The 13,044-nt window shown below is 66.8% G+C and carries 12 protein-coding genes and 1 pseudogene; 8 read left to right on the forward strand and 5 right to left on the reverse strand.

From position 1 onward, the window contains the following. The first annotated feature begins 3 nt into the window (after positions 1–3). A complete protein-coding gene (locus tag FLX07_RS01150; RefSeq protein WP_142567543.1) occupies positions 4–1,140 on the forward strand; it encodes a sensor histidine kinase in 1,137 nt (378 codons plus the stop codon). Further along, positions 1,137–1,742: a response regulator transcription factor gene (locus FLX07_RS01155; protein ID WP_142567544.1), complete on the forward strand. Its 606-nt coding sequence runs from the start codon at positions 1,137–1,139 to the stop codon at positions 1,740–1,742. Before FLX07_RS01150 ends, FLX07_RS01155 begins: the two co-directional genes overlap by 4 nt. 180 nt (positions 1,743–1,922) lie before the next feature. On the opposite strand, the gene FLX07_RS01165 is transcribed toward FLX07_RS01155, so the two are convergent. Further along, complete coding sequence (locus FLX07_RS01165; protein ID WP_142567545.1) at positions 1,923–2,873, reverse strand: oxidoreductase; 951 nt, start codon at positions 2,871–2,873, stop codon at positions 1,923–1,925. A 56-nt stretch (positions 2,874–2,929) separates the two neighbouring features. Between FLX07_RS01165 and FLX07_RS01170 the strand changes: the two genes are divergently transcribed. After that, entirely contained in the window at positions 2,930–3,325 is a 396-nt protein-coding gene (locus tag FLX07_RS01170; RefSeq protein WP_142567546.1) for a MerR family transcriptional regulator, read from the forward strand. Between the two features lie 367 nt (positions 3,326–3,692). Here FLX07_RS01170 and FLX07_RS01175 read toward each other — a convergent pair whose 3' ends face one another. Beyond that, positions 3,693–4,886 (reverse strand): FAD-dependent monooxygenase, encoded by a 1,194-nt coding sequence (locus tag FLX07_RS01175; protein WP_142567547.1) that lies wholly within the window; start codon positions 4,884–4,886, stop codon positions 3,693–3,695. A 109-nt stretch (positions 4,887–4,995) separates the two neighbouring features. Between FLX07_RS01175 and FLX07_RS01180 the strand changes: the two genes are divergently transcribed. The 4 genes and pseudogenes from FLX07_RS01180 (at position 4,996) to FLX07_RS01190 (ending at position 7,021) form a co-directional block, all read left to right on the forward strand. Beyond that, the gene (locus FLX07_RS01180) at positions 4,996–5,487 is read left to right on the forward strand and encodes a MarR family winged helix-turn-helix transcriptional regulator (protein WP_167748069.1); all 492 of its coding nucleotides are present in this window, start codon (positions 4,996–4,998) and stop codon (positions 5,485–5,487) included. 204 nt (positions 5,488–5,691) lie between these two features. Next, on the forward strand, positions 5,692–6,030 hold the full coding sequence (locus tag FLX07_RS01185; RefSeq protein WP_208762023.1) for a recombinase family protein: 339 nt from the start codon (positions 5,692–5,694) through the stop codon (positions 6,028–6,030). Between the two features lie 139 nt (positions 6,031–6,169). After that, a pseudogene (locus FLX07_RS37355) lies at positions 6,170–6,280 on the forward strand (IS5/IS1182 family transposase); the annotation flags it as partial. Between the two features lie 114 nt (positions 6,281–6,394). After that, the gene (locus FLX07_RS01190) at positions 6,395–7,021 is read left to right on the forward strand and encodes a hypothetical protein (RefSeq protein ID WP_142567550.1); all 627 of its coding nucleotides are present in this window, start codon (positions 6,395–6,397) and stop codon (positions 7,019–7,021) included. 707 nt (positions 7,022–7,728) lie between these two features. On the opposite strand, the gene FLX07_RS01200 is transcribed toward FLX07_RS01190, so the two are convergent. Continuing rightward, positions 7,729–9,801 (reverse strand): WD40 repeat domain-containing protein, encoded by a 2,073-nt coding sequence (locus tag FLX07_RS01200; RefSeq protein ID WP_167748070.1) that lies wholly within the window; start codon positions 9,799–9,801, stop codon positions 7,729–7,731. A 660-nt stretch (positions 9,802–10,461) separates the two neighbouring features. Next, a complete protein-coding gene (locus FLX07_RS01210; RefSeq protein WP_142567552.1) occupies positions 10,462–11,322 on the reverse strand; it encodes an alpha/beta fold hydrolase in 861 nt (286 codons plus the stop codon). Positions 11,323–11,500: 178 nt separating this feature from the next. On the opposite strand from FLX07_RS01210, the gene FLX07_RS01215 reads away from it, so the two are divergent. After that, a complete protein-coding gene (locus FLX07_RS01215; RefSeq protein WP_142567553.1) occupies positions 11,501–12,439 on the forward strand; it encodes a TetR/AcrR family transcriptional regulator C-terminal domain-containing protein in 939 nt (312 codons plus the stop codon). A 365-nt stretch (positions 12,440–12,804) separates the two neighbouring features. Here the strand turns inward: FLX07_RS01215 and FLX07_RS37365 are convergent, their stop codons facing one another. After that, positions 12,805–12,981 (reverse strand): PIN domain-containing protein, encoded by a 177-nt coding sequence (locus FLX07_RS37365; protein WP_223852885.1) that lies wholly within the window; start codon positions 12,979–12,981, stop codon positions 12,805–12,807. Positions 12,982–13,044 lie beyond the last annotated feature (63 nt).

Genomic DNA, 13,044 nt, shown 5'->3' on the forward strand with positions numbered 1-13,044 from the left:
ATCATGAACTCCACCTCCGCGCGGCGGCTTGGAATCGCGCTGATCGTCCTGGTCAGCGTCGGCTACACGATCATCCCCCTCGTGGTCTCCCTCATCACCACCTCCGCGTCGCTCAACGCCCGGCTGCTCATGGTGCTGACCGCTTTCTACTGGCCGCACTTCCTTCATGTACGGCAGGCGTTCACGGGAACCCGATCCCGGTGGCTCCGCGCGACACTGGCGGTGCAGGTGGTCGCCACCTACCTGCCGGAGGCCGTCGGGTTCACCAACTGGTCGGCCGGGACCGCGCCGCTCCTGGCCGGGCCGGTGCTCCTGCTGCTCCCACTGCGTTGGGGCGGCGTCATGGTGATGACGATGGCGACGGTGGAGTTCTGGTGGCTTCAGGGCATCTGGCACAACGTGACCGGCTCGTTCTTCTACGCCCTCACCATTGTCATCACCGGCTCCATGATCTACGTCGTCGTGCGGCTGAGCCGGGTCACCGCCGAGTTGGAGCAGGCGCGGGCCGACCTGGCGGAGGCTGCCGTACTGAAGGAGCGGCTGCGGATCTCCCGCGACCTGCACGACGGGCTGGGCCACAACCTCACCGCGATCGTGTTGAAGGGCGACCTGGCCGCCCGGCTCATGGACCGCGATCTCTCCGCCGCGAAGACCGAGGTCGGCGCGTTGGTCCAAGTGGCGAGGGAGGCCGCGCAGGAGGTACGTCAGGTGGCTCGCGGTTACCGCCGGATGACGCTCGCCGATGAGGTGCACCGGGCCGTGGCGCTGCTGGAATCCTCCGGCATCGGCTGCCAGGTCAACCTCGCCGAGATCACCCCGTCCCGCGAGGCGGACGAGGCCCTCGCCTGGGCCGTGCGCGAGGGTGCCACGAACATTCTGCGGCACAGCCGCGCTACCACCTGTTCGATCACCACCTCGAACCGCGCGGGACGCACCCACCTGGAGATCGTCAACAACGGCTTCCAATCTGATGCCGCGCAGACCGCTACCGACCCGGTCGATGACGGGCCCGAGAGTGCCCAGCCTCTTGGTGGCGGGCTGATCGGGCTGGTGGAGCGAGCCGCGCAGGTAGGGGGCACGGTTGAGGCCGGGCGAACGTCCGAGGACGGGTTCCGGCTGACGATGGAGGTGCCCACGTGATCCGCGTCCTCCTGGCCGAGGACATGCACATGATCCGGGCCGCGCTCACCGCCCTGCTGCGCCTTGAGTCCGACCTTGAGGTGGTGGCCGAGGTGACGCGCGGGGACGAGATCGTCCCCGCCGCGCTGCGGGTGCGGCCGGACGTGGCGATCGTCGATATCGACCTGCCCGTCCTGGACGGCATCACCGCCGCCGCGCACCTGCGGGAGGTGCTCCCCACCTGCCGCATCCTGGTGCTGACCGCGATGGGCCAGCCGGGTCAGGTACGGCGGGCGTTGTCGGCAGGCATCGAGGCGTTCCTGGTCAAGGACGCACCCGGCGACCGCCTGGCCGACGCCATCAGGCGTACGGCGGCCGGGCTGCGGGTGCTGGACACGGAGTTGGTGGCCTCGGCGATGGAGTACGGAGAGAGCCCTCTCACCCCTCGCGAGGCCACGGTCCTGCGCGAAACCGCCCGAGGAGCGTCCGCCGAGGAGATCGCCGCCCGGCTGCACCTGTCGGCAGGCACCGTACGCAACTACCTCACCGGCGCGATCACCAAGACCGGCGCCCGTAACAAGATCGACGCCATCCGAATCGCCGAGGACGCGGGCTGGCTGTGAACCTCGGTTCGCCATACGACCTGCAGAGCCTGTCAGGCCTCGCCCGCCGTGAGGCCGACCGGGCACAGGACGCCGATGCCGCGGAAGCCGTTCGGGTTACGGAACAGATACTGCTGGTGGTAGCGGTTTGTTCGAGGCAATGATCGGCTGGCGCGAGGTCGATCGAACGCACCCCAGAGATCAACCGTCCTGCCGCGAATCATCAGCGGCGACATCCAGGTCGGTGAGACGGGCCGAGAGCGCCCACAGACGGGCCGCCTCACCGCTGTCCGTCGGGCCGTCCCGCGAGATGCGGCAGTCGGCGCAGTAGCCACCGCCATGGTCATCGAGCAGGGGTGAGGTCGCGGCCCAGACCAGGGACGCCGCCCCCTGCTCAGGTGTTCTGAACAGGCCCGGCACCGGGTTTCCGTCGGCGTCGATCCAGCCGGCTGCGACCATTTCGCCGACCGTAAGGTGTCGCTGTAGAGAAGTGAGGATCCAGCCGGGGTTGACTGAGAAGGCGTGAACCCCGCGCGCTCGTCCGACCTTGTCGAGGTGGCGGGCGAACAGGATGTTCGCGAGCTTGGACTGAGCATAAGCGGCCCACTTGTCATAGCCACGATCGAACCGCACGTCATCCCAGCGAATGCTCCAGTCAGGGTTGTACCCAGAGGCGACCGCGACGACCCGGGCCCTGCCGGCGGCCGTGAGAGCGGGCCACAGCAGGTTCGTCAGTGCGTAGTGGCCCAGGTGGTTGGTAGCGAACTGCGCCTCCCAGCCCGGCCCCACCCGCGTCTCCGGACAGGCCATGATCCCGGCATTGGCGATCAGGATGTCGAGGGTGTTGTGGCCGCGGCGGAACCGCTCGGCGAACATCCGGACAGAGTCGAGGTCAGCGAGGTCAAGCTTGTCGACTTCGACCCCTTTCACGTCGGCGAGTGCCCGCCGCGCCGCATCGGGCCGCCGAGCCGGCACGACCACCAGAGCCCCTGTCCTGGCGAGCGCACGGGTCACCGCCAGCCCCAGACCGGAGTAACCACCGGTCACGACCACGGTCCTGCCACTGAGATCGATGCCGGCCAGAACATCATCGGCGGTACTCGTAGCACCGAATCCGTCGTCGTTGGCGCCAGTAGTCGTGCGATCTGCCATGCCGGGAAGGCTAGGTGCTAGACCGAGGTCTAGGTCAACGCCCTATGATCCAGAAGATGGAGACCGCGGATCTGAGCATAGGTGAGGTGGCACGCCGTACCGGGTTGAGCGTGCACACCCTACGACTGTACGAGCGCGAGGGGCTCCTGGCCGGCGAGGTGCGCCGTGACGAGAAAGGCCGGCGACTGTACAGCGAATGGGATGTCGAGTGGCTGGCCAACTGCGTGAAGTTCCGCTCCTCCGGCATGCCGTTGGCGACGATCAGCCGGCTGGCCCGGCTTGTCCGCGAGGGCACCGGGAACGAGGCGGAACGGCTTGAACTGCTGTGCGAGCACCAGCACCGCATCGCGGACCAGCTCGCACAGCTGCACGCCTGTCTCGACCTCATCAACAACAAGGTGGCCGCTTATCAGCGACACCTGGCCATCGGCGCGTCTGGAGATCCGTGGTAGCAGAAACGCACCCGCCTGTGCCGAGAGGGGACATAACAGGCGCCGGTGGTGAGGCCGATGGGGCAGGTCGTCCCTGTGCCGGCGGTGCCGCGGTAGCCGTTGGGGACTTTGTACAAGGTGCTGCTGGATAGCAATTCAGCTCAGGCAATAGGCGCGAGACACACGACTATCGCCGCATGTCCGAGCTGCTCTCGGCCTACACCTCGCTCCGTCTTCAGACCGTCGGCGCCTGTGTGACAGCCCTGGCCGAGCGCTTCCATCTTCGTGAAGTCGCGACTCTCCGGCAGTAATTCATGGTTGGGCGGCAGAGGCACGCGGCTGATTCGTCAGGTGCTGGACCGGCCACGAGCTCACCACTACGGTCACGTCATCCCGTTCCGGGCACGACCGTGCTGTCGAAGTCGATGCGGTGGTCGTACAGCCAGGCCAGGGCTTGGGGACTACCGAACCGCTTCATGAGCACCGGGAACATCGCGTCGCGGAGCACGCGGCCCACACCTGTGGCGGACTTGCTTCGGTTGACCTGCTGGGCGCCGACGTGCACCTTGCGCAGGCGCCCCTCACGTAGCTGCTGGTAGGCCGGGAGGGCCTGGGCCAGTGGCAGGTCCCGCAGGCAACGGGCAAGCTCCATGGCATCCTCGATGGCCATTGCGGCGCCCTGCCCCGAGCTGGGGGAGGTGACGTGGGCGGCGTCACCGATCAGTACGGCCCGGCCCCGGTGCCAGGTCTTGGGCGCCTTCATCTGATGGGAAACAAACCAGCCGTAGCCGGGCGGCGTGGCCTGGATGATCCGGGCGGCGGGTGAGGCGTCGACCACCAGAAGCTCGCGCAGCCGATGCCGCCACTGTTCGGCAGGGATCGCTGCGAGCTCGGCGGGCGCGGGTTCCCTGGTGGCGGGAACGTTGACGAACCACCAGACGCAGCCGTCCTCGCGCTGCACGTAGCCGAAGAACGCTCGCTTGCCGAACACCATGTGGAAGGTGCCGGGCTCGGTGTCCAGGTCGAGGCCGTGCGCGAACCCGCTGGTGCCGAAGATGCCGCAGTAGCGGGGACGGGGCGCGCCGGGAGCGACGAATTGCCTGGTCGCCGAACGCATGCCGTCGGCGCCGATGAGCACATCGCCTACCGCCTCACCGCCATCAGCGAAGCGCGCAACGACTTGGTCTCCGCGGTGGTCGACCTTGACGAGACGCCTACCGTGCTCGATGCGCACACCGCTGGTAGTGGCGCACTCGTGCAGTACGGCGTACAGGTCGGCGCGCAGAAGCTGGATGGCCGTGATGCCGTCCGGCAGCGGGGTCGGGACGTCCTCGCCGAGCCGCCGGCCGTCGCCGAGCCACATCACACCTCGCGGGCAGGGGAACCCGGCGTCGGCGACAGCACGGTGCACGCCCAGAATCTGGAGCGCCGCCAGCCCGTTGGTGGACAGCCCCATCGTGGCGCCCACACCGTGTGCGCTGATGGGATGCGCCTCATAGAGGGTTGAGTCGATGCCGACCTTTTGCAGCGCCATGGCTGCCACCGGTCCCGCGACACCGCCACCGATGATCACAGCTTTCATGGTCTACCCTTCAGGCCAAACCTGCACTTCGGTAAGTAACTTCTTGAAGATGATTACTTCTTTGGAAAGCTAACTTGGAGAGAATCAGATGTCAACAGGGCGAGGAGAGTTGGAGGCCGCCGCCTTCGCGGAGATCCCGCAGTTCGTTAGTGCGACGACTCTGTTCCAGAACGCCGTGGCGGACCAGCTCGGCGTGCCCGTCAACGACCTACACTGCCTGAACCTGGTGAGCTCGGGTCAGGCCGTAACACCCACGCAGCTCGCGGAGCGCATGGGCATGACCACAGGCGCCGTCACAAAGATGCTCGACCGGATGCAGGATCAGCGACTGATCCGGCGCGAGCACGACCCCGGCGACCGTCGGCGCGTAATCATCAGCCAACTACCCGACAGACTCGCCGAGCTCGCCGAGCTCTACCGGCCGATGGCCGCCTTCCTCCAGGAGCGGCTGAGCGCCTGCACCGACGACCAGCTCCGCTTTGTCGCCGACTTCGCCGGCACGGCCAGGGACGTCGCTTTAGACCAGGCCGCCCTGCTGCGCAGGAACGGCAAGGCGCATGCCACGCGCAGGGCTACGGTTGAGAAGCGCGAACGAACGTAAGACCTGACTGACGTTCTCGAAGCGCTGCCTGGCGCGCTTAGGTTGTGCGCTACCGCTGCCGATCTGTACGGAAGGCGCCGCAGTGATCACGCCGGTCCGAGCGGCAGCCGGGCATGCAGGGCGAATCCGCCGCCGGGCGCCAGTTGGCCGCAGCTCGCCCCCGGCGGCATCGACCCGTTCGGCCATCCCGCGCAGCCCATGAGGATGTCCCGACGTTCGTGGAACTTGGTCGGCGGTCCCGAGGCCGGCAAGGTGGCCGGCGGAGGGATGCGTCCCTACGGTAACGCCGAGGACCGCATCACCGTCATCGCCGAAGAGGCCGACGTCATCCGCGAAGCCGCCCGGCGTGTGCTGGCCGGCGAATCCTTGGCGAGCGTGTGCAAGGACTTCCAGCGGCGGGACGTAAAGACCCCTTCCGGCCGTCACTGGGTTCCGACAACGTTGCGCCGTTTGCTCGCATCGGCCCGGATCAGCGGGCGAAGGGAGCACACGAGTTCCAAGACACCGTCGCGCCGATGCCCTGACGCGCTGCTGGAAGGCTGACCATGAAGGTAGGCGGGCGAACTCCTCGGCACCTACCGTGACCGTGTCTGGGCCAATGAGTCGGTAGCGCGACCCGGTTTCGGGAGCCACCTTGGGAGCCACCCGAGCGGACGATCACGAACGAAGCCGAACGAGCTTTAACGTGGTCATCCGCGGCATTCACGGGGTCGGCGAACGAGCGAACGCCCTGCTCAAGGCCACATTGAGGGCTCTCTTCCGGGTCGGCCTCGACCCTAGCCGCATTATCTGATTCGCCGCTGCGGTACTCGTTCTGCTGCAATTGGAGCACGGCCGCCTCGTTTCACATGACTACTGAAAGCAAGCGGAGGTTACTCGGAAAGGTCCGTCGACGTATAGTCCCACCATGGACTCCGCATGGCTGGGGCTCGCTGGAGCCCTTATCGGAAGCGTTGCTTCGATCCTGGGAACGCTGCTTGTTTCTCGTATGCAATGGCGTCAAGAGCTTGCACGATGGGCCGAGCAGCGCGATCGAGACGCGCTACAGTGGGAGAGGAATAGACAAGCAGAGGAGGTGAAATCGAATGAAATTCGAGAGCAAAACGAGCAGGAGTGGCGCCGACAAGATGCCGGCGAACGATCTCGACAGATGCACATCGAAAAAATCAAGCATTATCTTGATGGTATTGAGCGGCTAATGGAGGCCGGGTCGCTTGACGCAGCGACAGGGGATTTCTCGGACGACGCCCAAAAGCGGGCATGCGAGCAAAGCATAAGCGCCACACTCCGACTAGCACTACGTTCCCTGTATTGCATAAGATGCTTTTGTGGAAATGAATCACAGAGCAAGGTCAGCGAGCTCGTCGACGATGTCTATTTTATCCATTCAGCCCTCCTGTATGAAGGATTGAAAGATGGACACATGATACGGCAGCGCAATGGCAAAAAATGGATTCTGGCCGAGGTTCTCGACAGCCACGCATCTCGACTGGCTGAAATAATGAGGCGCGATGTAGGCACAGACACCCTTTAGCACATTCGAGTGCACAGTCGCCGGCCAATTGCTCAAACAATGCTTTATGTCATCGTTTACAGGCAGTCCTAACGATCGTCTCGCTTCGGGTGACCTCTGCATATGATTGGGGGCGATCGCCGGTCTGGGGCTTTGTTCCTCAGCCGAAGCCAGGTCGAGAGCGGGTCCGCTGACTCGACCCTCAACCGCGGACTCCACTCGAGATTCCGTTCCGCACCTTGAAGAGGTACTGCTGGTGGTAGCAGTTCTCTTCAGGCAATAGTTCGCGGCTAGCGTGAACTGGACCGGAAGTCAGCCCAAAGGTCGACCTCCTGCTGCAAGTCGAGGGCGGCCACGTCCTCGCGAGGCATACCGACGGTGTAGATCAAGCGATCCGCGAGCCAATCCCGGCACCGGCTCCCTGGGAGGCGGTTGTTCCACGCGGATGTGATCGGCCAGCGAGGCGTTCGATGATCTGCCCAAGCTGCACCACCTCCGGACGCCCCTTGCCGACGGCGCGAACCCTGGCCGTGGCCTCGGCGTAGACCTCACCATCGGCGAGGGGCAGGAGCCGCTCTGGCGAGGCGGCCCGCACGAAGAGGGCAGCGGCGAACCCGGCGTCCACGCGAGTGTCTCGGCCGGTGGCGTGGACGCCGCGCCGACGGTAGGACGTGGCGCTCGTTACGGCATCGACGACGCTCCGATGATCATCGGACGGTCTTCCTGTCTTACGCGGCAGGCCCCAGATCCCAGGTCCACAGCGCTTCGCGACCACCGCCGACAAGCACGGCGCGGCCGTCGAGGTAGCTAATCGAGAGAGAGCCAAGGTAGCGGGAAGGGCGCTGAAGCGTCCCGACCTGCTGGCTGGTCGTGAGGTCCCAGACCCGCATGCTCCTGTCCTGTGGCGAGTAGGTGACCGCGATCGGGACACCAGCGACCCGTCCGGAGGCGATGCTGTTCACCTGCTTGGAGTGGCCGAGCAACGGCCGCTCGACCTGCTTGCCCGTGGCGAGGTCGTAGAGTTTCACGGTCCTGCCTGTGGCCACGATCGCGACCGTCGTACAGTCGAACAAGGCGATCTCCACGGGGGCCGAGCGCTCGGTCTTCGCGATGCGGAACGATGCCATCCGTTTTCCCGCGCCGACGTCCCAGAGCCGGGCGCGGGTGGCGCTGAAGGTCACCGCGACCGGCCGGCCGACGAGGCGGATGAGGGCCAGCTGTCCGACTGGGCCGTTTCCGACGGCGAGATCGTGCAGCAGCTCTCCCGAAGGAAAGTCCCAGATGCGTACCGCGCCCCGAGAAGAAGAGTCGCCGGCCGCGTCGTCCTCGTCGACCGCTCCGACCACAAGCGCCCGGCGATCGGCTTCGGTCAGCGCGACCCCGTTGACGAAGCCGTCATAGCCGATGAGGGGTTCGCCGATCGGCATGCGACTGGCAAGATCGAATATCCGGATCGATGAGTCTCCGAGACCGATCCCGGCGACCAGAACCGCTCGTCCGCCGTACTCGCCGGTCGCGAACGAGGTGATGCGCCCGGGCAGCCTGACCGGCGTGTCCAGCGGCCTGCCGCTGCCGAGATCCCACACGCGGGGGAATGTGTCGTCACCGTTCCCTTGGGCCACCACGATCGGCCTGCCGAGCAGCTCGCCGTTCACCCCGTAGATGTCACCGTTGGGCCCCCCGGTGGCGGGAGGAGCGGATTCCCGGCCGGTGGCGAGATCGTAGGCGCGGACGGCGTTGTCGCGCCCGCCGGTCACGATCATGGGACGGTCGCCGAGGTCACCGACCGCCAGCGACGTGACATGCCCGGGGATCTCGAAGGACGATACCCTCTCACCGGTGGCCGGATCGATGACCGCGATCGAGCTTCGGAGCCTCGATCCGTAAGGGTCGGTGGCGATGCCCCCGACGGTTTCGACCGAGACGAATACGGTACGGCCGTTCAGCACTGCGAGCGACGAAGGGCCGAACTCCCCCTCCAGCGAGTGGTAGGTCGCCTCACGCGTGACCAGATCCCAGCGGATCACCCCGAGATCGGCCGTGGGGATCAGGGCCACCGGACGGCCGCCGATCGTGGTCGTTTCGATCGTGTTTATCTCCTGGATGAACTCGCTCTGAAGAGTGAGCGGTTTCCCGACGGGTTTTCCGGACACCGGATCCCAGGCGATCACAGCGTCGGCCTCTCCGGTCAGCACGAGCAGGACGCCGTGGACGCGTGTCAGCGCGACGGCACTGAAGATCCTGGTGCCGATGGGCGGACCGATCCGGCGGCCGGTCGCCAGATCGAACACGTGGGCGCCGTCGGTGCCCGCCGCGGCGGCGATCGGCCTGCCGTCGAGCTCGCCGAACGCGACGGCACGGAACCGCCCGGCGGGGAGTGGTCCGCCGATGGGCAGCCGAGTGGTCGCGTCCCACCTCTGGAGCGCCCCGTGGCTCCGGCCGAGGATGACGGGTCTGCCGTCGACGGTGCCGTACGCTACCGGGCCGTCGCCGGGGATCGGATCGCCGATCGGTTTCAAAGTGGCCCTGTCCCAGATCCGGATGGTGTGCTCGGCACCCGCGCTGATCGCGACGAGCCGGCCGTCCAGCGCACCCACGGCCACCGAGGTCACGTCCGAGTGACCGCCCATGTCCATCGCGACGGGCGCCGCGAACGAGGCGGGAACGCCACCGGGTGACGTCTCCTGGCAGGTGGTGGCCGCCCGGGGCCAACTCACGACGGTCGACCCGGCCGAGGCCAGCGGCACGGACCCGGCCAGAACCAGCACGGCGAGGATGGGTGGCAGCCGTCGAAAGAACATCCGAACCCCTGTCGCCGAATCGCTCCCGAGCTTAAACCGCATCCCCCGCCGGCAGTTCGCAGCGTGAACCAACCGTCAAGCGGCTGTCCAGAAAACGCGGGACCCATCTCAGGCTTCATGCTCAGCGCCCCTCCTCGCAGCATTCCGGCCCGAGCATCAAAAACTCTGCGCTTCGTCGGAACCGGCCGGAGAGCCGCACGCCTGGCCCGCTGGCCGCCCGGGCGTCCCGCGAGCCGCCGCAGGCGGCTCGCCTTGACCTTGTATCGCCGAAAACGACACCGGCCCTCGATCGGCACCGGGCTTTGCCGGGCGACCAAGGGCCAGGATCAGTCAGTTACCGCAGGTCAGCTCTCGCCGGTGGTCAGGCCGACGGGGCAACTCACACCGGTGCCGCCGATACCGCAGTAGCCGTTCGGCACCTTGAAGAGGTACTGCTGGTGATAGCGGTTCGCTTGAGGCAATAACTCTGCGGGGCACAAGCGCCCGGCCACGAGACGTCGGCCGTGCCGGTGGACGCCGGCGCGATGTTCGGGTGGTGCTCCCTCTCCGTTCACAGCGGAGGTAAAGATCCGTGGCCGCCTCAGGCCATGGCATCAACGGCATCCTCACCCGGGCACACTGCGCCATGTCTGGCCGGCGTAGTGCGTCCACAAGCGCAGGTCATCCCCCGATCCGCGTGCCCGTCCGGGCGTGCGCGGCGAAGAACCGCAGGACAGCGTCCGCGATCTCGCCGGGCTTCTTCTCCGGCGCGAAGTGGTCTAGCGTGCGGAAGGTCGCGGTCTCGGAGCGGGGAATCGTCCCGGCCAGCCGGGTGAGGGCGACGGCCTGCCGGCCGGTGTTACGGCCCTTGCCGCGCATGATCAGAGTTGCCGCGGCGATCTCGCGGTAGTCGGCCAACCGGCCGTCGAACCGCCCTACCTCGACGTGCTCGCTGATCGCCTGGGGCATGAGCGCGGTGTTCTGCCGCATCTCGGCAGGGGAGATCGCGTGCCGCAGAATGATCCGGAGAAGCCGCCGCGGTACCCGTCCCGTCTGATCCGGGTTGACCCCCCGGACGAAGGTGATGAACGCCTCGAAGTTCGCGCCCTCGGAGATCTCGCGGCGCGCTCGATCGATCCAGCCGACCGGGATCGACCCGCCGACCGACACTCCGGGCTCGTAGACGGCGACCGCGTCGAACGCCGGGTTGCCGCACGCGGTTCGCAGTGCCACCAGTCCGCCGAAGCTGTGCCCGAAGATCAGCCGCGCGCCGGTTCGCGCACCTACCGCCTCGATGTCCTCACACTCCCGTGCGATGCCGTACCGGTCGCCCTGCGGACCGCTGCCACCACGGCCGCGCCGCTGCACGACGTGCACGGTGTGCCGGGCCGCCAAGAGCCTGGCGAAGGCGGTGAGGTCGGACGCTATGGCGAGCGCTCCGGGGACCACGATGACGTGGGGCCCGTGCCCCGCGCTGAGGTACTCGACGGGCGTGCCATCCGCCGATGTCACCACCTGGGTGGCGAGATGCAGATCAGACATGGTGCTCTCGTTTCTCCCGTTGCCCGGACCCGCCCGGACCGTGCTTACAATGTACGCAACGGCCCTTGATCGGGTGCCACAGTGCACGCAGTAGTAGTGCACTTCATCTATAGCCGCAGCATATGAAACGGTACAGAAACGCGCTGCCGACCGACCGCACTAGTGCACTTGAGGGGTTATGACAGATCAAGCGCTCTACCTGCGCATTGCCGACGAGATCGCCGACGACATCCGGAGCGGGCGGCTGGCGGAAGGTCGGCCGGTGCCCTCTACCAGGCGAATCGTCCGGGACTGGGGTGTCGCGATGGCCACCGCAACCAAGGTGATCGGCGCCCTGCGCGCGGAGGGCCTGGTCGAGACGATCCCCGGCAGCGGGACCATCGTGCGGCGGCGGGATGAGCGGCCAGCCGGGACGGCCCCGCGAGTTACCGGCGAACGGTCCCGGCGCGCCGGGCTGACCCAGCGCGAGATCGTCGAGGCCGCCGTGCGGATCGCCGACGCCGAAGGGCTGCCGTTCGTCACGATGCGGCGAGTGGCCGTGTCCCTGGGCGTGTCAACGATGGCGCTCTACCGTCACGTCCCGAACAGGAGTGACCTGACGCTGCGGATGGCGGACCACGTGTTCGCCGGAGCCCAGGTGCCCGAGATCCCCATGGCGGCTTGGAGGCGACGCCTCGAGGCGGTCTCTCGTCTGTTCTGGACGGTCTTTGGCCGCCACCCGTGGGCCGCCGAGGTGTTCTCGCTGAGCCGCCCGCAGCTCATGCCCAACGTGTTGCCGATCGCCGAGTGGTCGCTCAGCACGCTGCGCGCGATGGGGTTCGACGCCCACGACATTGTGTGCGCGCATATCAACCTGTTCGGGCACGTGCGCAGCATGGCGCTGGTCCGTCTCGTGGAGTCACAGGCAGAGGAGGACACTGGAGTGTCAGCTGACGACTGGATGCGCCTCCAGGGCGGCGGCCTGCGGCGGTGGGCGTCGTCCGCCGATCACCCCGGACTTGGCTACATCGTGCGGGAGCAGTTCGACTTCGACCTGGATGTGGTCTTCGAGTACGGGTTGCAGCGCATGCTCGATGGCATCGACGCGCGCCGCCGCGCTCTCGGGCTGCCGGACTGACCGTGCCGAGGCGTGCTACGAGGTGGGCTCATCGGCAAGGCATGGTGACAGCGGCCCCCCTGGTATGGGCTCCTCGTGGGGTCAGAAGGACGAGACCTCCGAGCAGGCCTGACCCCCACCCTGAGGTCTCAGCAATCCCGGCTCCTGCTCTGAAGAGGTCGTCAGCCCAGTCGGGCACCAAGCCGAAGGGGCACCTGCGTTGACACCGGTGCCGCCGATACCGCAGTAGCCGTTCGGCACCTTGAAGAGATATTGCTGGTGGTAGACCTTCGCTTCAGGCAACAAATCGCAAGGCTCGCGCCCGCCCTGTCAGGACCCTCAACCAAAGGGGACACCGCTCTCCGTACTGGCGGGCGGGACAGCGCTCAGAGCCGCTCCGGCAGGAGCATGAACGCTCCGGTGTGCTGTGGGCGGACAACAGTGAAGTGGCGGCGATCGAGAGTGGCCACCTCTGTGATACCGAGTCGTTCAGCGACGGCGACGACGGAGGCATCCACCGCGCCGAGGGGAAGGCTGGCGTACGTCTCAACCAGAGTGCTCATTCGCTGAAGATCACGGTCCGCGAGCTCCACCAAGTAAGGCCAGACCCGAAAGACCGCAGGAAC

Source organism: Microbispora bryophytorum (genome assembly GCF_006874465.1).
Taxonomy (GTDB): Bacteria; Actinomycetota; Actinomycetes; order Streptosporangiales; family Streptosporangiaceae; genus Microbispora; species Microbispora bryophytorum.

Coding starts and splice junctions, on each gene's coding strand:
- FLX07_RS01150 (WP_142567543.1), top strand. CDS start 4: ATGAACTCCACCTCCGCGCGGCGGCTTGGAATCGCGCTGATCGTCCTG.
- FLX07_RS01165 (WP_142567545.1), bottom strand. CDS start 2,873: ATGGCAGATCGCACGACTACTGGCGCCAACGACGACGGATTCGGTGCT.
- FLX07_RS01170 (WP_142567546.1), top strand. CDS start 2,930: ATGGAGACCGCGGATCTGAGCATAGGTGAGGTGGCACGCCGTACCGGG.
- FLX07_RS01175 (WP_142567547.1), bottom strand. CDS start 4,886: ATGAAAGCTGTGATCATCGGTGGCGGTGTCGCGGGACCGGTGGCAGCC.
- FLX07_RS01185 (WP_208762023.1), top strand. CDS start 5,692: ATGTCCCGACGTTCGTGGAACTTGGTCGGCGGTCCCGAGGCCGGCAAG.
- FLX07_RS01190 (WP_142567550.1), top strand. CDS start 6,395: ATGGACTCCGCATGGCTGGGGCTCGCTGGAGCCCTTATCGGAAGCGTT.
- FLX07_RS01200 (WP_167748070.1), bottom strand. CDS start 9,801: ATGTTCTTTCGACGGCTGCCACCCATCCTCGCCGTGCTGGTTCTGGCC.
- FLX07_RS01210 (WP_142567552.1), bottom strand. CDS start 11,322: ATGTCTGATCTGCATCTCGCCACCCAGGTGGTGACATCGGCGGATGGC.
- FLX07_RS01215 (WP_142567553.1), top strand. CDS start 11,501: ATGACAGATCAAGCGCTCTACCTGCGCATTGCCGACGAGATCGCCGAC.
- FLX07_RS37365 (WP_223852885.1), bottom strand. CDS start 12,981: ATGAGCACTCTGGTTGAGACGTACGCCAGCCTTCCCCTCGGCGCGGTG.